This is a genomic window from Clavibacter michiganensis (assembly GCF_021216655.1).
In the GTDB taxonomy this organism is placed as follows: domain Bacteria; phylum Actinomycetota; class Actinomycetes; order Actinomycetales; family Microbacteriaceae; genus Clavibacter; species Clavibacter michiganensis.
This window is the reverse complement of sequence record NZ_CP080437.1, coordinates 2,979,390-3,001,469: the sequence shown is the minus strand read 5'-3', so window position 1 is coordinate 3,001,469 and position 22,080 is coordinate 2,979,390. Positions and strand designations below refer to the sequence as shown.

At 74.9% G+C, this 22,080-nt stretch carries 20 protein-coding genes; 9 read left to right on the top strand and 11 right to left on the bottom strand.

Annotated elements, in window-relative coordinates; all coding sequences use genetic code 11:
• Positions 1 to 10 precede the first annotated feature (10 nt).
• Together K0V08_RS14270 and K0V08_RS14265 are read right to left on the bottom strand one after the other, a co-directional pair.
• A complete protein-coding gene (locus tag K0V08_RS14270; RefSeq protein WP_228510777.1) occupies positions 11 to 745 on the bottom strand; it encodes an SGNH/GDSL hydrolase family protein in 735 nt (244 codons plus the stop codon).
• Between the two features lie 45 nt (positions 746 to 790).
• Complete coding sequence (locus K0V08_RS14265) at positions 791 to 2,050, bottom strand: M23 family metallopeptidase (protein WP_079531650.1); 1,260 nt, start codon at positions 2,048 to 2,050, stop codon at positions 791 to 793.
• A 260-nt stretch (positions 2,051 to 2,310) separates the two neighbouring features.
• Here K0V08_RS14265 and K0V08_RS14260 point away from each other — a divergent pair, with 260 nt between their 5' ends.
• From K0V08_RS14260 to K0V08_RS14240, 5 genes are all read left to right on the top strand, one after another.
• A complete protein-coding gene (locus K0V08_RS14260; RefSeq protein WP_079531647.1) occupies positions 2,311 to 3,546 on the top strand; it encodes a benzoate/H(+) symporter BenE family transporter in 1,236 nt (411 codons plus the stop codon).
• Positions 3,543 to 3,959, top strand: a complete 417-nt coding sequence (locus K0V08_RS14255; RefSeq protein ID WP_079531642.1) for a hypothetical protein — start codon at positions 3,543 to 3,545, stop codon at positions 3,957 to 3,959. Before K0V08_RS14260 ends, K0V08_RS14255 begins: the two co-directional genes overlap by 4 nt.
• On the top strand, positions 3,956 to 4,840 hold the full coding sequence (locus tag K0V08_RS14250) for an NAD-dependent epimerase/dehydratase family protein (protein WP_079531639.1): 885 nt from the start codon (positions 3,956 to 3,958) through the stop codon (positions 4,838 to 4,840). The genes K0V08_RS14255 and K0V08_RS14250 overlap by 4 nt, the downstream gene beginning before the upstream one ends.
• A gap of 87 nt (positions 4,841 to 4,927) precedes the next feature.
• Positions 4,928 to 5,329: a DUF6226 family protein gene (locus K0V08_RS14245; RefSeq protein WP_079531636.1), complete on the top strand. Its 402-nt coding sequence runs from the start codon at positions 4,928 to 4,930 to the stop codon at positions 5,327 to 5,329.
• Positions 5,330 to 5,393: 64 nt separating this feature from the next.
• The gene (locus tag K0V08_RS14240) at positions 5,394 to 6,386 is read left to right on the top strand and encodes an EamA family transporter (protein ID WP_011931853.1); all 993 of its coding nucleotides are present in this window, start codon (positions 5,394 to 5,396) and stop codon (positions 6,384 to 6,386) included.
• Between the two features lie 17 nt (positions 6,387 to 6,403).
• Here K0V08_RS14240 and K0V08_RS14235 read toward each other — a convergent pair whose 3' ends face one another.
• The 4 genes from K0V08_RS14235 to ddaH form a co-directional block, all read right to left on the bottom strand.
• On the bottom strand, positions 6,404 to 6,826 hold the full coding sequence (locus K0V08_RS14235; RefSeq protein WP_079531633.1) for a hypothetical protein: 423 nt from the start codon (positions 6,824 to 6,826) through the stop codon (positions 6,404 to 6,406).
• Between the two features lie 256 nt (positions 6,827 to 7,082).
• Positions 7,083 to 7,514: a hypothetical protein gene (locus K0V08_RS14230; RefSeq protein WP_079531631.1), complete on the bottom strand. Its 432-nt coding sequence runs from the start codon at positions 7,512 to 7,514 to the stop codon at positions 7,083 to 7,085.
• Positions 7,515 to 7,700: 186 nt separating this feature from the next.
• A complete protein-coding gene (rocD, locus tag K0V08_RS14225; RefSeq protein WP_079533658.1) occupies positions 7,701 to 8,945 on the bottom strand; it encodes an ornithine--oxo-acid transaminase in 1,245 nt (414 codons plus the stop codon).
• 38 nt (positions 8,946 to 8,983) lie between these two features.
• On the bottom strand, positions 8,984 to 9,826 hold the full coding sequence (gene ddaH / locus K0V08_RS14220; RefSeq protein WP_079531629.1) for a dimethylargininase: 843 nt from the start codon (positions 9,824 to 9,826) through the stop codon (positions 8,984 to 8,986).
• 183 nt (positions 9,827 to 10,009) lie between these two features.
• Here ddaH and K0V08_RS14215 point away from each other — a divergent pair, with 183 nt between their 5' ends.
• A complete protein-coding gene (locus K0V08_RS14215; protein WP_011931848.1) occupies positions 10,010 to 10,447 on the top strand; it encodes an Lrp/AsnC family transcriptional regulator in 438 nt (145 codons plus the stop codon).
• A 9-nt stretch (positions 10,448 to 10,456) separates the two neighbouring features.
• Here K0V08_RS14215 and K0V08_RS14210 read toward each other — a convergent pair whose 3' ends face one another.
• Entirely contained in the window at positions 10,457 to 10,828 is a 372-nt protein-coding gene (locus K0V08_RS14210; protein ID WP_079531627.1) for a hypothetical protein, read from the bottom strand.
• A gap of 123 nt (positions 10,829 to 10,951) precedes the next feature.
• Here K0V08_RS14210 and K0V08_RS14205 point away from each other — a divergent pair, with 123 nt between their 5' ends.
• The 3 genes from K0V08_RS14205 to K0V08_RS14195 all read left to right on the top strand — a co-directional run bounded on the left by K0V08_RS14205 (position 10,952) and on the right by K0V08_RS14195 (position 16,892).
• The gene (locus K0V08_RS14205; RefSeq protein ID WP_011931845.1) at positions 10,952 to 11,320 is read left to right on the top strand and encodes a GntR family transcriptional regulator; all 369 of its coding nucleotides are present in this window, start codon (positions 10,952 to 10,954) and stop codon (positions 11,318 to 11,320) included.
• 104 nt (positions 11,321 to 11,424) lie between these two features.
• Positions 11,425 to 15,582 (top strand): Pls/PosA family non-ribosomal peptide synthetase, encoded by a 4,158-nt coding sequence (locus K0V08_RS14200; protein ID WP_172407302.1) that lies wholly within the window; start codon positions 11,425 to 11,427, stop codon positions 15,580 to 15,582.
• Positions 15,579 to 16,892 carry a M1 family metallopeptidase gene (locus K0V08_RS14195; RefSeq protein ID WP_079531624.1) on the top strand — a complete coding sequence of 438 codons (1,314 nt, stop codon included), beginning with the start codon at positions 15,579 to 15,581 and terminating at the stop codon, positions 16,890 to 16,892. The genes K0V08_RS14200 and K0V08_RS14195 overlap by 4 nt, the downstream gene beginning before the upstream one ends.
• Before the next feature lie 4 nt (positions 16,893 to 16,896).
• On the opposite strand, the gene K0V08_RS14190 is transcribed toward K0V08_RS14195, so the two are convergent.
• Genes K0V08_RS14190 through K0V08_RS14180 form a run of 4 tightly spaced genes read right to left on the bottom strand, consistent with a single transcriptional unit; the run spans position 16,897 to position 22,003 of the window.
• Positions 16,897 to 17,478, bottom strand: coding sequence for a 4'-phosphopantetheinyl transferase family protein (locus K0V08_RS14190; protein WP_169716117.1), 582 nt, complete (start codon positions 17,476 to 17,478; stop codon positions 16,897 to 16,899).
• 20 nt (positions 17,479 to 17,498) lie between these two features.
• Positions 17,499 to 18,161: a hypothetical protein gene (locus K0V08_RS14185; protein ID WP_227325049.1), complete on the bottom strand. Its 663-nt coding sequence runs from the start codon at positions 18,159 to 18,161 to the stop codon at positions 17,499 to 17,501.
• Positions 18,162 to 18,199: 38 nt separating this feature from the next.
• A complete protein-coding gene (locus tag K0V08_RS16090) occupies positions 18,200 to 18,331 on the bottom strand; it encodes a hypothetical protein (RefSeq protein WP_011931840.1) in 132 nt (43 codons plus the stop codon).
• A gap of 21 nt (positions 18,332 to 18,352) precedes the next feature.
• Positions 18,353 to 22,003 carry a proline dehydrogenase family protein gene (locus tag K0V08_RS14180; RefSeq protein ID WP_079531618.1) on the bottom strand — a complete coding sequence of 1,217 codons (3,651 nt, stop codon included), beginning with the start codon at positions 22,001 to 22,003 and terminating at the stop codon, positions 18,353 to 18,355.
• Between the last annotated feature and the right edge of the window lie 77 nt (positions 22,004 to 22,080).

Sequence of the window (22,080 nt, the reverse complement as noted above, 5' to 3'; positions counted from 1 at the left end):
CAAGCGCAGGTCACGCCTCCGCGGTGCGCGGCGGCTCGAGCATCCGCCGGACGAAGGCGCGCGACCACGCCGCGTAGACGCGGGACGCCTGGGCGGCGTCCGGATCGCCGAGGTCGATGACGCTCTCGCCGGGGAAGTGCACGGCGTCCACGCAGGCGCGGGACACGACGATCTCGGCCGTCACGCGGTTGAGCAGCCGCGCGTGACGGGCGGCGACCGCGCGCCACGGGGAGGGGATCCCGACGCTCTCGTTGAGCGGCGGCACCTCGGGGATGAGCACGCGCGCGCCCTCGGGCAGCCCGCGCGTCAGGTCGTCGATGGCCGCGCAGAGCAGCCACCGCCACGTGCGCTGCGGCGTGAGGCGGATGCTGTCGCCGACGCCCACCATGAGGAGCACGACGTCGACGCCCGCGAGGAGCGGGCGGTCGCGGACGGTGCCGGCGGCGGTGTGGATCGTGAGGTCGGAGAACGGGCGCGTGGCCCACTCGACGCCGCGGCCCGTGCGACGGGCGAGCTGCCGGGAGAAGTGGCCGGCCATGCCGAGCTCGTGCGAGAGGACGCCCATGCCGACGGCCGTCGCCTCCCCGATGACGAGCACGCGGTGCGGATCCTCGCCCGGCACGACGCCGGACGCCGCGTCACGCGGGAAGACCGTGCCCTGGAGGCCCGCGCGCAGGGCGACGTACTGCACGAAGATCGCCGGCCGGGCCACGGCCTGCGCGACGCGCCGCATGCGCCCCGTCATGCGTCGCACCCCCCGGTCATGGACGCGCCCCGCGTGGTCGGCGGGTCAGACGCCGCGGTTGCGGAGGAACGGCATGGGCGAGGTCGCGACGCCGCCCTGCCGGATCTCGAAGTGGAGGTGGCAGCCGGTGCTGAGGCCCGCGCTGCCGACCGCGCCGATCTGCTGGCCCGCCTGCACGGTCTGGCCCGTGCGGACCATCACGCCGTACGAGTACATGTGGCCGTACACGCTCGTGACGCCGCCGCCGTGGTTCAGGGTGATCGCGTTGCCGAAGCCGCTGGATCCGCCCGCGAACTGCACCGTGCCGGCCGCCGTCGCGTAGATGGGGGTGCCGCAGCCCGCGCCGAAGTCGTCGCCCGCGTGCAGGCGCCAGTAGCCGAGGATCGGGTGCAGGCGCATGCCGTAGGACTGGTACGACCCGTAGCTGCGGATGGGCATGGTCCAGCCGGACGACGAGGGCTGGCCACCCGAGGACGGCGGGCGGGGGGCGTTGGCCGGCGGTCGCGCGGCGGCGTTCGCGGCGGCGGCAGCAGCTGCGGCCGCGGCACGCGCGTCGGCCTGGCGGCGGGCCTCGGCGGCCGCCTCCTCCTGGCGCTTCCGCTCGCCGATCGCGAAGCCCTCCTCGACGGAGATGCGGGAGTCGCGGAGCGTGGTGAGCTGCGCCTGGAGCTCCGAGCTGCGGGCCTCCTGCTCGGCGAGCGCCTGATCCGCGCGGGCCTGCGCCGCGGACGCCTCCTGCAGCTTGGCCTCGGCGTCGGCGGCGAGGACGGCGAGCGCCTCCTTCGCGACGGACGCCTGCTTGCCGAGCGACGCGGCCGTGCGGGCCGAGGTGACGGCGGCGGTGAACGCGGTGTCCTGCCGGTCGGCGAGCTTGGTGGCCGTGCCCATGCGGGCGAGGAGGGCGTCCGCGTCCTCGCCGCCGCTCGTGAAGAGGCGCAGGGAGACGTCGCCGCCTCCGCCGCTGCGGGCGAGCTGCGCGACGAGCTGGCCGACCTGGCGCTTCGCCTCGTCCGCGTCGGCCTGCGCCCTCTCCGCCTTGGACTCGAGGGCCTGGAGCTCGCCGGTGGCCTCGTCGAGCGCATCCACCGCGGCGGCGTGCTCGTCGGCGCGCTGGAGGGCGAGGGCCGTGGCGGCCTCGACCTCGGCGGAGAGGCCGGAGATGAGGGAGGTGATGCGCGTGACCTGGTCGGCGGTGGCCTGCTCGCTCGAGCGCGCGGCCTGCACCTCGGACCAGGTGGGGTATTCCTCCGCGGCCTGCGCGGACGGGACGCCGAGGCCGAGCAGGAGGGCGCATGCGGCCAGCACGGCGGCCAGTCGCAGGCGCGGCGCGGTCGCGTTCCGCGGGCGTCCGGGGACGGGGCGGGAGGTGCGTGCGGTGCGGGAGATGGCGGGCCTCGTCGAGGTCGGTGGAGCGCGGATCTTTCGACGGTAGCCGAAATGCAGTCGAACATCACCATTCCCTTCTATTTCTGCGGGTGAGGAGATCCACTGGGCGATGACGGACCGGCGCGGAGGCGACCCTAGGATCGGGCGGCAGGACGACCGGCGTCCGGTCGGGAGCGCGCATGACGGCCATCGAGGTGCCCGGCGGCCGGGCGCAGGCGCGCGGAGCCGGGATCGCCACCGCCGTCGTCGGGTTCGCCGGCACGTCGGCCGTCGTGCTCACCGGCCTCACCGCGGTGGGGGCGTCGCCGTCCCAGGCCGCGTCCGGGCTGCTCGCGCTGTGCGTCACGCAGGGGCTCGGCACCGTGCTCCTCGCGCACCGCTTCCGCCGTCCGATCACGCTCTCCTGGTCGACGCCCGGGGCGGCGCTGCTCATCGGATCCGGCGCGGTCGAGGGCGGGTGGGCCGCCGCGGTGGGGGCGTTCCTCGTCTGCGGGATCCTCGTGCTCGCCACCGCGCTCTGGCCGCTGCTCGGCCGGCTCGTGCGCCTGATCCCGCCGAGCGTGGCCGCCGCGATGCTCGCGGGCGTGCTCCTCCCCCTCTGCGTCGCGACCGTGACGGCGGCGGTCGCCTCCCCTCTCGTCGTGCTGCCCGTGGTCCTCGCCTGGCTCGTCGCCGCCCGCCTCGCTCCGCGCTGGGCGGCCCCGACCGCGTTGGCCGCCGCGCTCGTGGTGGTCGGGATCTCGCTCGCGGTCGCGGGGCCCGCACCCGGGGCGTCGCTCGACCTCGCCCACCTCGTGCCGCGGATCGAGCTGACGGCGCCCGTCTTCACGGTGGCGGCGGCGGTCGCGCTCGGGATCCCCCTCTTCGTCGTGACGATGGCCTCGCAGAACCTGCCGGGTGTCGCTGTGCTCGCGAGCTTCGGCTACGAGACGCCGTGGCGCGCGGCGATGACGACGACCGCGGCGGCCACGCTCGTGAGCGCGCCGTTCGGCGGGCACGCCGTGAACCTCGCCGCCCTGTCGGCCGCGCTCTCCGCCGCGCCCTCCGCGCATCCGGATCCGGACGAGCGGTGGCGCGCCGCCAGCGCGGCGGGGTGGACCAACCTCGTGCTCGGGCTGGCGTCGGCGGCGCTCGCGGCCGTGATCGTCGCGGGTCCGGCGGGCGTGGTCGCGGCGGCCGCCGGGCTCGCGCTCGCGCCGTCGCTCGCGTCGAGCCTGGCGTCCGCCATGCGGGAGCCGGGGGCGCACCTGCCCGCGATCGCGACGTTCGTGGTGGCGGCGTCCGGCATCACGGTCGGCGGGCTCGGCGCCGCGTTCTGCGCGCTCGTGGCCGGCGTCCTGGTGCACCTCGCGCTCCGGAGGCGCGCGACCCGGAGTGACAGACTCGATCGACACGAGGAGCGCGACGCCGCATGAGCCACGACACCACCCCCGCATCACCCGGAGCCGACGCCGCCGTCGCGCCCCGCGACCCCGAGCTGCAGAGCACGACCTGGACGCTGGTGCTCGCCCTGAGCGCCGAGCAGGTCTCGGGCGACGGCACGAGGTCCGCCCGCCTGGCCGAGGCGCAGGCGGCGTTCGAGCGCCTGCTGCCCGCCGACCACGTCGTCGTCCGCTGGACGCGCGAGGTCGGCCGCATGATGACCGAGGAGGCGCGCCTCTGGACCCGGTGGGAGCTGTTCACGCCGACGGTCGCGACGCCGCTGAAGCTGTGGTCGGAGGGCTACGTCGACGAGACGTGGTTCGCCGAGCGGCTGGAGGACGACCCGTTCGTCCCCGTCGTGATGAAGGCGCCCGCCGACGTCGCCGAGGACGGGGCCGTGTCGTGAAGGTCCTCGTCACCGGATCCCGCGGCAAGGTCGGCCGCGCCGCCGTCGAGGCGCTCGTCGCCGCCGGCCACGATGTCACGGGCGTCGACCTCGTCCGTCCCGTCTTCGACGCCGGCGTCGTGGTGCCCGGCCGCTACGTGATGGCCGACCTCACCGACGCCGGATCCGCCTTCGCGCTCGTCGCCGGCATGGACGCGGTCGTGCACGTCGCCGCGATCCCGCAGCCCACCGGCAACCCCGCGCACGTCGTGCTGCAGACCAACCTCATGTCGACCTTCCACATGATCGAGGCAGCCGTGCGCTTCGGCGTCCCGCGCTTCGTGAACATCTCGAGCGAGAGCATCGTCGGCAACTTCTTCCCGGAGCGGCCCTTCCTCCCGGACTACGCGCCCGTCGACGAGGAGCACCCGCTCCGCCCGCAGGATCCGTACGCCCTCTCCAAGGCCTTCGGCGAGCAGCTGATGGACGCGGCCGTGCGCCGCTCCGACATCCGCGTGATCTCGCTGCGCCCGAGCACCGTGCACAACGACGACAACTACGCGTCGAACCTCGGCGAGCAGGTGCGGGACGCCTCGGTGCTCACGGCGAACCTCTGGAGCTACATCGACGCGGACGACCTGGCCGACGCGATCGTGCTCTCGGTCGCCTCCGACCTGCCCGGCCACGAGGTCTTCTACATCGCGGCCGCCGACAACGCGGGCGGGCACGACTTCGCCGCGGAGCTCAGGCGACACTACGGCGACGCCATCGAGCTGCGCGCGATCGAGCGCGTGGACTCCTCGGGCATCTCGACCGCGAAGGCCCGCCGCCTCCTCGGCTGGGAGCCGAAGCGCAGCTGGCGCGACCATCTCGACGCCGACGGGAACGCGCTGCCCCGCTAGGCGGATCCGCCTCCCGCTGAGCGACGGACCCGCGGTCGGCCGTTCGGGGGCGTGCGCCTCCGGACGGCCGGTCGCTAGCCTCCGGGGATGCCCGCCTACGTCCGCCCCGCCATCGACGCGCCGCCCGCGATCGCCGACGACGGCGTCCCGTACGGATCGCGTCGGGACGCCACCGGCACCCCGGCCGAGGACGCCTACACTCGCGTGTCGCGCCTCGAGCGGTTCGCGCCGCTGCACGCGGTGGCCGTCCGCTCCGTCCGGCTCGCGCCGCGGGACGTGAACGGCCGGACGCTCACGCTGGAGTACACGGCGTTCCCCGGCGTGCTGCTGCACAGCGGCGGGCGCATCGCCGAGGCGTTCCCGCAGTGCGGCTGCGACGCGTGCGACGACCGGTGGGAGGACGTGGCCGACTCCCTGGAGGAGGCGGTCCTCCTCGCCGCGGGCCAGCTGCCGCCGCCGCGCGAGCCTTTCGGCGATCTCGTCCGCTGATCCGCCGCGCGGCCGCCGCGCCCCCGGCCCGGCCGCCGCGCCCCCGCGTCGGTACGCTCGCGAGGTGACCAGCCCCGGGGACCCCGCCGACCCCGCGGGCGCGCACCCGGGATCCGGTACCGGCAGCACCCCGGCCGGCGTCGAGGCCGCGGTCGTCGACGCGACGGGATCCGCTGAGGCCGCCGCGCCGGGCGCCCGCGCCACCGCCGCGGGCGCCGCGCTCCAGGTCGGCACGATCGTGAGCGTCAGCCTCGGGTCGTCGCTCGCCGGGCTCGTGATCCCCGCGGTCGGCCCCGTCCTCGTCGTCGCCGCGCGACAGATCATGATGGCGGCGCTCGTGCTGCCCGTGGCCCGCCCCCGCATCCACCGCATGACGCGCGCGCAGCTCGTGCCCGCCGTGATGCTCGGCCTCGCGCTGTCGCTGATGAACCTCTCCTACTACGCGGCCGTCGACCGGCTGGGCCTCGGCATCGCCGCGACCATCGAGTTCCTCGGCCCGCTGTCGATCGCGCTGCTCGCGTCCCGCCGGCTGCTCGACGCGGCGTGCGCGCTCGTGGCGGCCGCGGGCGTCGTCGTGCTGACGGGACTCGAGGGCCGGATCGACCTGTTCGGCCTCGTCTGCGGCGCCACCGCGGCCGTCACCTGGGCCGGCTACATCGTCTTCACGCGGCGGGTCGCCGAGCGGCTGCCGGGCTTCCAGGGGATCGCGGTCGCCAGCATCGTGAGCCTGGTCGTGCTGGTGCCGTGGGCGCTCCTCACGCTCGACGTCGGCGCACTCGACGGGCGCATCCTCGGCCTGCTCGTGGCGATCGGCCTGCTGTCGTCCGCCGTGCCGTACTCGCTCGACACCGTGATCCTCCGCCGCATCACCCCGCGCCTGTTCGCCGTGCTCACGAGCCTCAGCCCGGTGGTCGCGGCGATCCTCGGCGTGATCGTGCTGGGCGAGACGCTGTCGCCCGTGCAGCTCGGCGCGATCGTGGTCGTGTGCGTCGCCGCGGGCGTGGCCATCGCGACGCGCGCGCCCACACCGGCGCCGCGCCGTTCCGAGGAGCGCTGAGGCGCTCGACCGATGGCTCAGGAGGCGCGGTGCCCCTCGTACACGCCGGCGCCCTCGAGGTACCAGACCTCGCCCGGGCTCGCCTGCCAGGTCAGCTTCGGGAGGAGGTACCCCTGTCGGCAGTTGTTGACGACGATCAGCTTCGCGCCGGAGCCGCTCCTCGTCCAGTGCTGCAGGGGGATGGCATTCCACCCGTGGGAGAGGGGGATGCAGTAGTCGGCCCCGTGGGAGAACGTCTGAACGCGCAGACCGTGCTTGCCCTCGATGAGGGGATTGACGTAGAGGTCGAAGCCATCCCAGTCGCCGCTGTGCGGCAAGGGCTCGGGCCGGGCCCCGGCGGGCTGGGCGACCCCGAAGCAGACGACGGCGATCACCGCGGCAGCGGCCGCCAGGGCGGCAGGACGGCGGCGCGCCGGGCGGGGGTACAGGCGTCCGGGCATGGGATGTCTCACTTCGGGTAGCGGGTCCGCGCGGCGGACGCGTCGATCGGGATCCGGACACGATATCGAGCCCGCCGACGCAGCCGACCGCTCCGTCCACAGCCCGGCGCGGCCTGTCCCGGAGACGCTCGCAGCCGCTCAGCTGCGCGTCATCGTGGCCGTGTCCGTGTCCGTCGCCACCGGGAGCATCCCTCGGGAGGCGCGCTCCACGGATCGCCCGTCGCACGGACGCCCACGGGGAGCGGCGGAGCTGGCGCTAGTGGCATTGGCCGGTCGGCCCACCGGCATGGACGACGCATCGGACGACGTCGCCGTCGATGTGCCAGTGCTCGCCGGGCTTGACCGAGAACACCGTGTTCGGGACGCTCGCTCCGGTGGAGCCGCCCTCGCATCCGGTCGCGCCGGAGAGCTCCGCGCCGGACCCGGCGGCGGTCGCGTGCTCGATCCCCACGGCGTTCCAGCCCTTCTGCAGCGGGACGCAGTAGATGTGCCCGTGCGCGTAGGTGCGCACCTGCACGGCCCGGACCGAGCCACCGCTGACGAACACGTCGACTCCGTCCCAGGCGCCCTCGTGGGGGGCGGAGTCGACCGTCGCGGAACCCGCCGGGACGAGCACCTCGGCGCTCGCGGAGGGCGGTGTGGCCGGGGCGAGCGCAGCGAGACCGGTGAGGGTCAGGCACGAGATCACGAGGAGTGGACGCCGCCCTCGCGAGCGACGTGCGACGGGAATGAGGGCAGACGCGATGGCGGACATGGCTCTCGACCTTCGATCAGGGGAGGGGCGGCCACGAGGGCCGGGTCGGGCAAGCATACGGACGAGTCACGTCCACCCTCCGACTCCGTCCCCAACGACGACGTCGCGACCGCGGTCGTTTCAGCGGCCGGCGAGCTCCGCGAGCACCTCGGCGAGCTGGCCGACGGCCCAGACGAGGTCCTCCTCCTCCACCACGATGGGCGGCGCGAGCCGGATCGTCGAGCCGTGCGTGTCCTTCGCGAGCACGCCGCGCTCGGCCAGCCGCTCGCAGACCGCGCGGCCCGTGGCGAGCGCCGGGTCGATGTCGATGCCGGCCCACAGCCCGCGGCCGCGCACCTCGAGGACGCCGTGGCCCACCAGATCCGCCAGCCGGGCGTGCAGCACGGCGCCGAGGCGACGCGCGCGCTCCTGCGGCTCGCCCGTCGCGAGCATGTCGACCACCGCGTGGCCCACGGCCGCGGCGAGCGGGTTGCCGCCGAACGTGGATCCGTGCTGCCCCGGCTGGATGACGCCGAGCACGTCCGCGTCCCCGACCACGGCGGACACGGGCACGATGCCGCCGCCGAGCGCCTTGCCGAGCAGGTAGAGGTCCGGCACGACGTCGGAGTTGTCGCACTCGAAGGTCGCGCCCGTGCGGCCGAGGCCGGACTGGATCTCGTCGGCGATCATCAGAACACGCTCGCGCGAGCAGATCCGCCGCACGTCGGCGAGGTACCCCTCGGGCGGCACGACGATGCCGGCCTCGCCCTGGATCGGCTCGACGAGCACCGCGACCGTGTCCGCGTCGATCGCGGCCTCGAGCGCCGAGGCGTCGCCGTACGGCACGGTGACGAAGCCGGGCGTGAACGGGCCGAAGTCGGCGCGCGCCTCCTCGTCGTCGCTGAAGCTCACGATGGTGGTGGTGCGGCCGTGGAAGTTGCCGGCCATCACGATGATCTTCGCCCGGCCCGCGGCCACGCCCTTCACGCGGTAGCCCCACGCGCGCGCCACCTTGATCCCGGACTCCACGGCCTCGGCGCCCGTGTTCATCGGCAGGACCATGTCCTTGCCCGCGAGCTCGGCGAGCGCCGTGACGAACGGGCCCAGCTTGTCGTTGTGGAACGCGCGGCTGGTGAGCGTGATCCGGCCGAGCTGCTCGGTCGCGACCCGCACGAGCTCCGGGTGCGAGTGCCCGAAGTTCACGGCCGAGTAGGCGGCGAGGCAGTCGAGCAGGCGGCGGCCGTCGAGGTCGGTGACCCACGCGCCCTGGCCGGACGCGACCACGACGGGCAGCGGGTGGTAGTTGTGCGCGGCGTGCGCCTCCTCGGCGTGGATCGCGAGTGCGCCGGCGTCGGATGCGGCGGGGCGGTCGATGGTGTCGGTCATGGTCGTGCCCTTCGTCTCGTCGGTCGCTGTCTCGTCGATCACTGGCGCAGCTCGAGCGTGCAGCACTTCACGCCGCCGCCGCCGAGCAGCAGCTCGGACAGGTCGACGCCGATGGGGTTGTAGCCGCGCTCCCGGAGCGACGCCTCGAAGCCGACCGCCTTCTCGGCGATGACGACGTTGACGCCGTCGCTGTAGGAGTTGAGGCCGAGGATCGAGGCGTCCTGCTCGCTCACCTCGACGGCGTCGGGGAAGCGGCGCTCGATCTCGTCGAGGCTGTCCGCGTCGAACGCGCTCGGGAGGTAGGCGATGTTGGTGTCGTCGAGCACGGCGATCGCGGTGTCCAGGTGGTAGAACGACGGGTTCACGAGGCGGAGGGTCACGACCTCGCGGTCGAAGATCCGGGCCACCTCGGCGTGGCTGGTGCTGTCGCTGCGGAAGCCGGTGCCCGCGAGGATCGTGTCGCCGACGAGGAGGATGTCGCCCTCGCCCTCGTTGACCTGCTCGGGCACGCGCACGTCGAAGCCCGCCTCGCGGAACCAGTCCATGTACGCAGGGCCCTCGGGCTGGCGCTCCGGGTGCTGGAACGCGGCGCCGTACGCGATGCCGTCGAGCGTGAAGCCGCCGTTGGCCGCGTAGACCATGTCGGGCAGGCCGGCGATCCCGTCGATGAGGTCCACCTGGAAGCCGAGGCCCACGTACGCGTCGTACAGGGTCTGCCACTGGCGGACCGCGAGGGACGTGTCGGTCGGGACGGCGGGATCCATCCACGGGTTGATCTTGTAGACCACGTCGAAGTGGTCGGGCCGGCACATGAGCACGCGCTTCGCGACCGGCGTGCGGCCGGCGGTCGTGTCCGCGGATCGGGAGAGGGTGGAGGGCATGGTGCTCCTGCTTCGTGCGGCGCGCCGGGTGGCGCGGTCGTGGAGGCGGACGATGTCCCAGAGCCCCGAGGGGACGCCTTCCGCACAGCCTGGCACGCGGATCACGCTCGTTCACCCGGTGGCCACGCGGATTCCGCGCGTGGGGGCCCGGTCCCACGCACGATCCCGCCGTAGGCTCGGAGCATGGACAACCTGGACCACCGGATCATCGACCTCCTCCGCCAGAACGGGCGGGCCGGCTACGGCGACATCGGCGGGACGGTGGGCCTCTCGGCCAGCGCGGTGAAGCGGCGGGTCGACCGGCTGGTGGCCGACGGCGTGATCCGCGGCTTCACCATCCAGGTCGACCCCGCGGTCGACGGACTCAGCACGGAGGCCTACGTGGAGCTGTTCTGCCGCGGGACGGTCGCGCCCGACGAGCTGCGCCGGATCCTCCAGGGCGTCCCCGAGGTCGTCGACGCGGGCACCGTCACGGGCGACGCGGACGCCATCGTGCGGATCCGCTCCCGCGACATCCCGAGCCTCGAGGACGCCCTCGAGAAGGTGCGCCTGGCTCCGAACGTCGACCACACGCGCAGCGCGATCGTGCTGTCCCGGCTGGTGAACCGGACGCTCGAGTAGGGACGGGCGCTAGGAGAACAGCGCCACCAGGATCACGACGTAGATGACCACGAAGAGCGCCGGGATCGCGTAGCGGGTCAGGTTCGTGAGGCCCTCGGCGGCGATGACCGTGCGGGCCGCGTGCGAGGTGGCGCCCGCGTCGCGGAGGTCGCGCGCGATGGCGATGGCCTGCGAGCTGACGGAGAACTGGACGACGGATCCGAGCGCGCCCGTGGCGAGCAGGATGAGCGCGGCCGCGAGGCGCGTGCCGAGGTCGGCGTCGGCGAGGCCCGTGCGGAGCAGGACCACCGTGGACGTGAGCAGGAAGATCGGGCCGAGCTGGCTCGTGATCATCTGCTTGCGGGCGCGCGACCACATCGTGATCAGCTCGAGCTCGGACATGCGGATCCTCCCGTCGGCGGCCGATGCGCCGCCCTCCCATCCTGCCCCGCCGCGGGCCCCGGCAGCGCCCGCCGCCGTGCATGTCGCGGCTGCCGTCGCTCCCCGGATCGATAGCCTCGACGGATGGATCCCGCGCCCGGCTACCGCATCGCCCCGGGCTCCGGCACCCCGCCCTACGAGCAGCTCCGCGCGGAGATCGCGCGCCGGGCGTCCGAGGGCGAGCTGCCGGTCGGCGCGCGGCTGCCGACCGTGCGCGCGCTCGCCGAGCAGACCGGCGTCGCCGTCAACACGGTGGCCCGCGCGTACAAGGAGCTCGAGGCCGACGGCGTGATCGAGACCCGCGGCCGCGCCGGGTCCTTCGTCGCCGCGCAGGACGACGTGCCCGCTCCGCTGCGGGCGGCGGCCGTCGCCTACGCGCAGCTCGCGGGACGGCTCGGCGTCGCCGACGGGGAGGCCCGCCGCCTGGTCGACGAGGCGCTCGCGGCCGGATGACGGATCCGTCGGGCGGGGCGGCGACGCCGGGTCGCGGCGAATCCACCTCCCGTTCACCCGGAGGCCCGACAGTGCACACGCCGCACGATCCGAACGGAGACCACATGCCCGAGTCCTCCCCGGAGGCGGCGACGCCGCACGACGACGCCCGGCCCGCGAGCGCTCCCGCCGGGTCCACCGGCACCGCCCAGGCCCACGCCGACGACGCCCAGCGCGTGCTCGATCGGGCGGACGCCGTCACTCCCCCGCGCACCCTGGTCGACGTGCTCCGCGCGACGGTCGCCGCGCACCCCGACGCGTCCGCCATCGAGGACGGCGACGGCGCGCTCAGCTACCGCGAGCTCATGGCGCGCGTGGTGCAGGTCGCCGCGTCGCTGCGGGACGCGGGCGTCGGCAAGGGCGACCGGGTCGGGATCCGCATGCCGTCGGGATCCCGCGACCTCTACGTCACCGTGCTCGGCGTGCTCGCGGCCGGCGCCGCCTACGTGCCGGTGGACGCCGACGACCCCGAGGAGCGCGCGCGGCTCGTGTTCGGCGAGGCGCGCGTGGCGGGTGTCGTGACCGGCACGGGCGAGTTCACGCCGCGGGCCGCGGGCACCGGGGCGGCCGGCGACGCCGAGGCCGCGGCGGCCGAGGCCCTCTGCATCCTCCCCGCCGCCGCCGCGCACGCCTCCACCTCCGCGCTGCCGCTCGTGGCGCCGCCCGCGCCCGAGGACGACGCGTGGGTCATCTTCACCTCCGGATCCACCGGCACCCCCAAGGGCGTCGCCGTCTCGCACCGCTCGGCCGCGGCCTTCGTCGACGCCGAGGCGCGCCTCTTCCTCCAGGAGGAGCCGATCGGGCCGGGCGACCGCGTGCTCGCGGGCCTCTCGGTCGCGTTCGACGCCAGCTGCGAGGAGATGTGGCTCGCGTGGCGCCACGGCGCGTGCCTCGTGCCGGCGCCGCGCAGCCTGGTCCGCAGCGGCATGGACCTCGGGCCGTGGCTCACGACGCACGGCGTCACGATCGTGTCCACCGTGCCGACGCTCGCGGCGCTGTGGCCCGCGGAGTCGCTCGAGAACGTGCGCCTGCTCATCTTCGGCGGCGAGGCCTGCCCGCCCGAGCTCGGCCAGCGGCTCGCCACCGACGGGCGCGAGGTCTGGAACACGTACGGCCCCACCGAGGCGACCGTCGTCGCGTGCGCCGCCCCGCTCGGCGGCCCCGGTCCCGTGCGCATCGGCCTGCCGCTCGACGGCTGGGACCTCGCGGTCGTCGATCCCGAGGGCGCGCGCGTCCCCGAGGGCGGCGTCGGCGAGCTGATCATCGGCGGGGTCGGGCTCGCGCGCTACCTGGATCCCGCCAAGGACGCCGAGAAGTACGCCCCCTTCCCCGCGCTCGGCTGGGACCGCGCCTACCGCTCGGGCGACCTCGTGCGCTTCGAGGCCGAGGGTCTCGTGTTCCAGGGCCGCGCCGACGACCAGGTGAAGGTCGGCGGGCGGCGCATCGAGCTGGGCGAGATCGAGGCGGCGCTGCAGGACCTCGACGACGTGCAGGGCGCGGCCGTCGCCGTGCAGACCACGGGCGCGGGCAACCAGGTGCTCGTCGGCTACCTCGTGCCCCGGGATCCCGCGGCCTTCTCCCGCGAGGACGCCGTGCAGCGCCTCCGCGTCGCGCTGCCGGCCGCGCTCGTGCCGCTCATCGGCGTGGTCGAGTCGCTGCCGACACGCACGTCCGGCAAGGTCGACAAGGCCGCGCTGCCCTGGCCTCTCCCGGGTGCCGCGGGCGACGACGGCGCCGACCTCGACGCCGAGCTGCGCCCGCTCGCCGAGATGTGGTCGGCCGCGCTCGGCACGCCCGTCGCGAGCGCCGACGCCAACTTCTTCGACCTGGGCGGCGGATCCCTGTCGGCGGCGCAGCTCGTGGCCCGGATCCGCACCGTCGACCCCGAGTTCACGGTCGCCGACGTCTACGCGCACCCGCGCCTCGGCGCGATGCAGGCCGCCATCGCGGGACGCGCGCCGCGGGCGGAGCGTAGCGGGCCGCGCGTCGACGTGAGGCCGACGCCGCGTCGCACCCAGTGGATCCAGACCCTGCTCGGCGCGCCGCTCCTCGCCCTGCAGAGCCTCCGCTGGCTCGCGCTGCTCCTCACCGCGAGCGCGCTGCTCCGCCCGCTCGGCGGCTTCGACGCGCTGCCGTCCGTGCCGCTCTGGCTGCTCGTCCCCGGCCTCCTCCTCTTCGCGACGCCGTTCGGCCGCATGGCGATCTCCGCGGTCGCCGCGCGCCTGCTCCTCCGCGGCCTCGAGCCGGGCGACCACCCGCGCGGCGGCCGCTGGCACCTGCGGATCTGGCTGGCGGAGCAGATCGCGCAGCAGATCGGCGCGGTCGGGCTCGCGGGCGCGCCGTGGATCACCTACTACGCGCGGGCGCTCGGCGCGCGCATCGCCGACGACGTCGACCTGCACACGCTGCCGCCCGTCACGGGCATGCTCCGCATCGGGCGCGGCGCCTCGGTCGAGCCCGAGGTCGACCTCTCCGGGTACTGGATCGACGGCGACACCGTGCGCGTCGGCGCAGTCCGCATCGGGGCGGGATCCACGGTCGGCACGCGCTCGACGCTGCTGCCGGGCACCCGCATCGGCAAGGGCGCGGAGATCGCGCCGGGCTCGGCCGTGTTCGGGCGCGTGCCGGCGGGCCAGCGCTGGGCCGGATCCCCCGCGGCGCGCGAGGGCAAGGCCCGCGTCTGGTGGCCCGACCACCGGCCGCCGCGCAACACGCGATGGGTCACGGCGTACGGCGCCGCCTCCGTCGCGACCGCCCTCGTGCCGGTGGTCGGCTTCGTCGCGGGCGGCGGGATCCTCGCGGCAGCCATCCGCGGATCCGCCGACCTCGGCGACGTGTGGTGGCGCGGCCTCGGCGCCCTCGTGCCCGCCGTGCTCATGACCGGCCTCGTGCTCGCGCTCCTCGTCGTCGGATCCGTGCGCCTCCTCGGCCTCGGCGTGACCGAGGGCATCCACGCCGTGCGCAGCCGCGTCGGGTGGCAGCTGTGGACCACCGAGCGCCTGCTCGACCTCGCGCGCACCGTGCTCTTCCCGCTCTACGCGGGCCTCTTCACGCCCGTGTGGCTGCGCCTCCTCGGCGCGCGCGTGGGCAAGGACGTGGAGGCGTCGACCGTGCTCCTCATCCCCGCCATGACCACCATCCGCGACGGCGCCTTCCTCGCCGACGACACGCTCGTGGCCGGCTACGAGCTCGGCGGCGGGTGGATGCGCGTCGCGCGCGCCGAGATCGGCCAGCGCGCGTTCCTCGGCAACTCCGGCATGGCGGGGCCCGGCCACAAGGTGCCGAAGGACGGCCTCGTGGCGGTGCTCTCGGCGGCGCCCACGAAGTCGAAGGCCGGGTCCTCGTGGCTCGGCTCCCCGCCCGTCCGGCTCCGGCGCACGGTCGCCGCCGCCGACGACTCGCGCACGTTCCGGCCGCCGACGCGGCTGCGCGTGGCGCGGATCCTCTGGGAGCTGCTGCGCGTCGTGCCCGTCTTCGTCACCTGCGCCCTCGGCCTCGCCGTCCTCGTGACGCTCGCCGCGCTCACCGAGGCCTGGGGTCCGTTCGTCGCGTTCCTGCTCGGCGGCGTCGTTCTGCTGGTCGCCGGCGCGGTGGCGGCGGGCATCTCGACGGCGGCCAAGTGGATCCTCATCGGCCGCATCCGCGCCGAGGAGCACCCGCTGTGGTCGTCGTTCGTGTGGCGCAGCGAGGTGTCGGACGTGTTCACCGAGATGGTCGCGGCGCCCTGGTTCGCGTCGTCGGCGGCGGGCACGCCCGCGCTCGTGTGGTGGCTGCGGAGCCTCGGGGCACGCATCGGATCCGGCGTCTGGTGCGACTCGCACTGGCTGCCCGAGGCCGACCTCGTGACCCTCGGCGACGCATCCACGATCAACCGCGGATGTGTCGTCCAGACGCATCTGTTCCATGATCGGATCATGAGCATGGACACCGTCACCCTCGACGCCGGTGCGACCCTCGGGCCGCACAGCGTCATCCTCCCCGCGGCGCGCATCGGCCCGCAGGCCACCGTGGGGCCCGCGAGCCTCGTGATGCGTGGGGAGCTCGTGCCCGAGGCGAGCCGCTGGAGCGGCAACCCGATCGGCCCGTGGCGCGAGGTGAAGACCGGCCGCTACCTGCCCGCTGACGCCGCGGCGGGATCCGCGAGCGCTGCCACGAACGCTCCGGCCGACGGCCACACCGACGCCGACGCCACCGCCGCGCACGCGACCGCCGGGCACCGGTGAGGGCCGCCGCAGGTCCGTCCTCCGGCGACGCGTACACCCCCGAGGTCGGATCCACGGCCTTCCAGGTGGAGCGCTACGACCTCGACCTCGACTACCGCGTGGCCCGCAACCGGCTCAAGGCGCGCGCCGTCATCACCGCGGTCGCGCGCGAGCCGCTCCCCCGCTTCGAGCTCGACCTCACGGGTCTGCGCGCGGGCGACGTGCGCGTCGACGGCCGCCGCGAGACCCGGCACGTGCAGCGCGGCGGACGGCTCGTCGTCACGCCCGCGGCGCCGATCCCCGCGGGCACGACGTTCACGGTCGACGTCGCCTACTCCGGCGAACCCGGCCCCCGCCGCACGGTCTGGGGCGACCTGGGCTGGGAGGAGCTCGGCGACGGCGTGCTGGTCGCGTCGCAGCCGAGCGGCGCGTCCACCTGGTTCCCCTGCAACGACCGGCCGGACGACCGGGCCGCGTTCCGGATCCGCATCGCGTGCGAGGTCGACTACACCGTGATCGCGAGCGGCCGGCTCGTCTCGCGCGTCGAGCGCTCGGGCCGCGCGACCTGGACGTACGAGCAGGACGCGCGCACCGCGCCCTACCTCGCGACCGTGCAGATCGGCCGGTACTCCGAGCGGCGCGTGCCCGCGGGATCCACCGAGGCGGTCTTCGCGTACCCGAAGCCGCGCGAGGCCCGCGTGCTGCAGGACCTCGCGCCCGTGCCCCGCATGATGGCGTTCTTCGAGACGCTGTTCGGGCCGTACCCGTTCGACGAGTACCGGGTCGTGGTCACGGACGACGAGCTGGAGATCCCGCTCGAGGCGCAGGCGATGGCCGTGCTCGGCTCGAACCACGCGGACGGCACGGGTGGATCCGAGCGGCTCGTCGCCCACGAGCTCGCGCACCAGTGGTTCGGCAACTCCGTGGGCCTCGCGTCGTGGCAGCACATCTGGCTCAACGAGGGCTTCGCCTGCTACGCCGAGTGGCTGTGGTCGGAGGAGTCCGGCGGGCCCACCGCGGACCAGCTCGCGCGGCAGCACCACGCGCGCCTCGACCGCTACGGCACGCAGCTGGGCATCGGGGATCCCGGGCCCGATTCGATGTTCGACGACGTCGTCTACAAGCGCGGCGCCCTCGCGGTGCACGCGCTGCGGCTGACGCTCGGCGACGCGGCGTGGCGGCAGCTGCTGCTGCGCTGGACGGATCCGGCGTGGACTGGGCCGCGCACCACGGCCGATCTCGTGGGCGCTGCCGGCGACGCGGGCGCGCTGCTGCGCGCGTGGCTCGCGGACGCGCCGCTGCCTTCGCTGCCGCGGGTGCGGCGGCGCTGAGGGGTCAGATGTCGGATCCAGGCCCGGCCGGGTCCTGGATCCGCGCATCGAGCTCGCCGAGACCGCGCCGCGCGATCGCGACGACGAGGTCGCTTCCGAGACTCACGTCGACCAGCCGGTAGCGCGCGGCCTCGCCCTCGATCCAGGCGGTCATCCCGGTCGCGTCGCCCTCGACGCGGACCAGCGACGGATCCACGAGCAGCCCGCGCCCGTCGGTCTTCAGCACCGCCTCGACCCGCACCCACTCGGCGAGCGTCGTCCCGGGCGGCGCCTCCCGGCCGCGCGGCTCGGCGTCGATGCCGATCGGGCCGTCGGGGCTGACCGCGACGACGACGAGGCCGCCCGCGTGCGCGACGCTCGCGTGCAGCCCGTCGAGCGCGCGGGATCCGCCGAGCACCGGGCGTCCGTGCGCGCCGCCGCATGTCGCGCAGCGCGCGCGGACCGTGACGTCGGCGGGATCCGCGCCCACGAGCTCCGCGGCGAGCGCCCGCAGCGCGACGCGGCCGGCGGCGGTGCGTGTCGCGCGGTCGGCGGTCTCGGGCCCCCGCACCACCGCGACGTGCACGACGGCGGGGGCGGGGATCACGTGTCGACCCTAGGCGGCGGTCAGACGGCCATGCGCGCGAGCGCCACGGCGGCCGCCATCAGGGCCACGGCGAGCAGCACCGCCGACGGAGCGATCCACCACCAGCCACGGCGAGCCCGCGTGCCCTCCACGACCGCGGCCACGGCGAGCAGGACGAGCCCCACCGCGACGCCGCCGCGCGCGGGGGACGTGGCGTCGTCGCCGGTCAGCGCCACGAGCCCGGATGTCAGGAGGGCGCCGGCGAGCAGCAGCCAGCCGAGCATGTGGACGGCGTGCGCGATCCGGCTCCGCAGGTCGCACGGTCGCAGCGGCTTCGCGCCGCGCCAGCCGTCGGGGGCGCGCAGTCCGTCCACGATGGCCATGACCTCGTCGAGCTCCGCGGGCCGCTCGCCCGCGGGCAGCGCGAGGAAGCGGCCGAGGCGGTCGTCTGGCACGCCGGACGACGCGATCAGGCGCGCCAGCAGCTCGCGCTCGCGCGGGGTGGTCCAGCCGGGCAGGGCGATCCCCCAGCGTCCGGCCTGGTCGGGCGCGCGCACCTCGCGGTACCAGGACGCGAGGAGCAGTCGCGCGACCGCGTCGCCCGGCTCCTTCCGCACGCGCGTCCGCAGCTCGACGATCGCGTCCCTCCGCCGGCCGCCGTCCCAGAGCGCGCGGGCGCGGTCGACGGTCTCGGAGCGCTGCATCCGCCCAGCGTCGCGGATCCCCGCGGGCCGCGAGCGGATCATCCCCCGTGCTGCACCAGCACCTCGTCCGTCTCCGACGCCGTCGCCTGCGCCGCCCACATCGCGCGCACGATGCCGCGGGCGGGCGGCTCCTGCTGCTCGAGCCGCCCGACCTCTGAGGCCGCGAGCACGCGGACCTCGATCGCGGTCGCCTAGATGACCGCCTCGCTCCAGTCGTCCGGGTTGCCGAAGCGGTGGGCCGTGATGCTGATCGCCTGCTCGCGCAGGAACGTGAGCATCTCGACGCGGCCGGCCGCGGTGATCTCGTCGGCGAAGACCGCGACGTCGGGCGTGCCGCGGAGCGCGTCGGACAGGGCGCGCGCCTCGACGAGCCGCGAGTCGCGCGCGGCTACGAGGCGCACGCGCTCGGTCGCGATCCCGTCCGCGGCGACGCGGGCGAGCCACGCCTCGTCCGTCTCGATGGTCACGTGCACGCTCGGCAGGTCCTCGAGCACCTGGCCGAGGCCGGCCGGGAGGATCCCCGGGACCGACACGTGCATCTCCGCGCGCGCCAGCCGCCCGGCCGCGAGCACGCGCAGCAGGTCGGCGAGCGCGCCCGACTCCGTGAGCCGCACCGTGACGGGCAGCGGGCGGTAGCGGAACAGGTTCCGCTCGACGCCGAGGCCGCTCGGGTCCTTCACCTGGCCGAACTCGTCGTGCCACGCGACCGCGTCGCTCAGCGCGGAGCGGCGGACGAGGTCGAAGTCCTCGTACCGGATGGCGGGCTGCGCCGACTCGATGAGCTCCGTGACCCGCGGCGACAGCCCGCGCAGGTGCAGCGAGCTCGAGTGCCGGCCCGCGTCGGCGACCCAGGATCCGAGGCCCATGAGGTAGTTCGGGCCGCCGGCCTTGGTGCCGGATCCGACCGAGGAGCGCTTCCAGCCGCCGAACGGCTGGCGCTGCACGATCGCGCCCGTGATCCCGCGGTTGACGTAGAGGTTGCCCGCCTCGACGGTCTCGAGCCACTGCTCGAGCTCGCGCGCGTCGAGGCTGTGCAGGCCCGCGGTGAGTCCGTAGGGGATCGCGTTCTGGAAGCGGATGGCCTCCTCGAGCGTGCGGGCGCGCATCACGCCGAGCACCGGTCCGAAGAACTCGGTGAGGTGGAAGTACGACCCGGGCTTCACGCCGTCGCGGACGCCGGGCGACCAGAGGCGGCCGGTCTCGTCCTTGGCCTCCGGCTCCACGAGCCACTTCTCGCCGACGCCGAGCTGCGTGAGCGCGTGCTTGAGCTTGCCGGCGGCCGGCTCGATGATCGGGCCCATCTGCGTGGTCGGGTCCGACGGGTAGCCCACGCGCAGCGACGACACGGCGTCGGTGAGCTGCGTGAGGAACCGGCGGGACTTCCCGACCGAGCCCACGAGGATCACGAGGCTCGCCGCCGAGCACTTCTGGCCGGCGTGGCCGAACGCGCTCTTCACGACGTCGGCGGCGGCCAGGTCGAGGTCGGCGCTCGGGGTCACGATGATGGCGTTCTTGCCGCTGGTCTCCGCGAGGAGCGGGAGGTCCGAGCGCCAGGAGCGGAAGACCTCGGCGGTCTCGTAGCCGCCCGTGAGGATCACGCGGTCGACCGCCTTGTGGGAGATGAGGTGCTCGCCGAACTCGGCCTCGCCCGCGTCGACGAGCGCGAGCAGCTCGCGCGGCACGCCCGCCTCGCGGAGCGCCTCGACCAGCACGGCACCGGAGCGTCGGGCCTGGCCTGCGGGCTTGACGACCACGCCGCTGCCGGAGGCGAGGGCCGCGAGCATGCTGCCCGCGGGGATCGCGACGGGGAAGTTCCACGGCGGTGCGACCACTGTCACGCGCGACGGCACGAACCGGGCGCCCTGCACGCGGTCGAGGTCGCGCGCGCGCTCGGCGTAGTAGTGCGCGAAGTCCACGGCCTCGCTGACCTCGGGATCGGCCTCGGCGATGGTCTTGCCGGTCTCCGACGCCATCACCTCGATGAGGCGCGCGCGGTTGCGCTCGATCGCGACGCCGACGCGGTGCAGGAGCGCCGCGCGTTGGTCGCCGGGGCGGGCGCCCCAGGACGCGGCGGCCGTGCGGACGCCGTCGATGATGTCGTCCAGCTGCTCGGTGGAGTCGATGCGCGCGGCCTCGATGGTCGCGACGCCGAGCTGCGAGGCCTCGACGCGCGACAGGATCTCGCGGCCCCAGGCGCGGTTCGTCGGCAGCGCCGGATCCGTGTCCGCCGCGTTGTGGAACGGGGTCGCGGAGGCGGCGGGGTCGACGAGCGCGTCGGGCGTCAGCAGGGATCCGCGCGTGAAGCCCTGGACCACGCTCGTGAGCTGCGGGTCGACCTCCTCCTCGGGCTCCTCCGGCGTCTCGGGCTCGGCGAGCGGATCCACGTCGTCGAGCTCCGGCGGGAAGCGGCGGTCCTGCGTGCGGTTCGGCGCGGGGATCACGTCGTCGACGCCCTCCAGCGACGCGCGGAACCGCGACTCCTCCCGGGCGAACAGCTCGGACGACGTGCTCAGCTCGAACACCGCCGACATGAAGTTCTCCTGGCTCGCGTTCTCCTCCAGGCGGCGGATGAGGTACGAGATGGCCACGTCGAACTCGGTCGGGTGCACGACGGGCGTGTAGAGCAGGAGCCCTCCGACCGCGCGCTTCACGGCCTCGGCCTGGCCGGTCGCCATGCCGAGCAGCATCTCGAACTCGATCCGGTCGGTGACGCCGCGCTCCTCCGCGAGCAGCCACGCGTACGCGACGTCGAAGAGGTTGTGCCCGGCGACGCCGACCTTCACGGCGTCGGCCGCGGCGGGCTGGAGCGCGTGCTCGAGCATCCGCTTGTAGTGCGTGTCGGTCTGCTCCTTGGTGGCCCAGGTGGCGACGGGCCAGTCGTGCATGCGGCCGTCGACCTGCTCCATCGCGAGGTTCGCGCCCTTCACGATGCGGACCTTGATGGGCGCGCCGCCCGCCGCGCGCCGCTCCTGCGCCCACGCCGTCAGCCGCTGGAGGCCGGCGAGCGCGTCGGGGAGGTACGCCTGCAGCACGATCCCGGCCTCGAGGTCCTTCAGCTGCGGCTGGTCGAGCACGCGCGTGAACACCTCGATCGTGAGGTCGAGGTCCTTGTACTCCTCCATGTCGAGGTTGATGAACTTGGGGGTCGCCGCCTTCGACGCCAGCTCGTACAGCGGGGTCAGGCGCTCGACGACCTTGTCGACGGCCTCGTCGAACGCCCACATCGACAGCTGCGAGACGACGCTCGACACCTTGATGGAGACGTAGTCCACGTCGTCGCGCGCGAGCAGCTCGCGCGTGCCCGCGAGGCGGCGCGCGGCCTCCTTCTCGCCGAGGACGGCCTCGCCGAGCAGGTTGAGGTTGAGGCGGGATCCGCCCTCGCGCAGCTTGGCGATCGCCGGGCCGAGCTTCTCGCTCGTCGCGTCGACGATGAGGTGGCCGACCATCTCGCGCAGCACGCGGCGCGCGACGGGCACGACCACCTGCGGGAGGACGGGGCCGAGGATGCCGCCCGCGCGGATCGCGCCCTGCATGTACCAGGGCAGGAAGCCCGGGGTCTTGGCCGTGAGCGCGGCGAGGCTGTTGCCGGCGACAGGCAGGTCCTCGGGGCGGACGACGCGGTCGACGAAGCCGATGGTGAAGTCGAGGCCGTTCTCGTCCTTGAGGACGCCGGCGAGGCGCTCGGCGGAGGGATCCGCGGGGTGCTGGGCCGCCTCGGCGAGCCAGGTGCGCACGAGCGCGACGGACCGGTCGGCGAGCGCCTCGCGGTCCGGTGCGTCGGGGGCGCCGTCCATCGTCGGGATCTGCGCGGTCTCGGGGGCGGATGCGGTCTCGGCGGTCATGCGGGAACCTCTTCGTCTCGGGTCGGGCGATGTGCCCCGGCGTCGGCCGCGCTGCGGGCGCGTCCTCCCAGTGTGCG

Excerpts from the sequence above, each read along its gene's own strand:
- K0V08_RS14270 (WP_228510777.1), bottom strand. The coding sequence starts at position 745 with ATGACGGGGCGCATGCGGCGCGTCGCGCAGGCCGTGGCCCGGCCGGCG.
- K0V08_RS14260 (WP_079531647.1), top strand. The coding sequence starts at position 2,311 with ATGACGGCCATCGAGGTGCCCGGCGGCCGGGCGCAGGCGCGCGGAGCC.
- K0V08_RS14255 (WP_079531642.1), top strand. The coding sequence starts at position 3,543 with ATGAGCCACGACACCACCCCCGCATCACCCGGAGCCGACGCCGCCGTC.
- K0V08_RS14245 (WP_079531636.1), top strand. The coding sequence starts at position 4,928 with ATGCCCGCCTACGTCCGCCCCGCCATCGACGCGCCGCCCGCGATCGCC.
- K0V08_RS14235 (WP_079531633.1), bottom strand. The coding sequence starts at position 6,826 with ATGCCCGGACGCCTGTACCCCCGCCCGGCGCGCCGCCGTCCTGCCGCC.
- rocD (WP_079533658.1), bottom strand. The coding sequence starts at position 8,945 with ATGACCGACACCATCGACCGCCCCGCCGCATCCGACGCCGGCGCACTC.
- ddaH (WP_079531629.1), bottom strand. The coding sequence starts at position 9,826 with ATGCCCTCCACCCTCTCCCGATCCGCGGACACGACCGCCGGCCGCACG.
- K0V08_RS14215 (WP_011931848.1), top strand. The coding sequence starts at position 10,010 with ATGGACAACCTGGACCACCGGATCATCGACCTCCTCCGCCAGAACGGG.
- K0V08_RS14210 (WP_079531627.1), bottom strand. The coding sequence starts at position 10,828 with ATGTCCGAGCTCGAGCTGATCACGATGTGGTCGCGCGCCCGCAAGCAG.
- K0V08_RS14205 (WP_011931845.1), top strand. The coding sequence starts at position 10,952 with ATGGATCCCGCGCCCGGCTACCGCATCGCCCCGGGCTCCGGCACCCCG.
- K0V08_RS14200 (WP_172407302.1), top strand. The coding sequence starts at position 11,425 with ATGCCCGAGTCCTCCCCGGAGGCGGCGACGCCGCACGACGACGCCCGG.
- K0V08_RS14185 (WP_227325049.1), bottom strand. The coding sequence starts at position 18,161 with ATGCAGCGCTCCGAGACCGTCGACCGCGCCCGCGCGCTCTGGGACGGC.
- K0V08_RS14180 (WP_079531618.1), bottom strand. The coding sequence starts at position 22,003 with ATGACCGCCGAGACCGCATCCGCCCCCGAGACCGCGCAGATCCCGACG.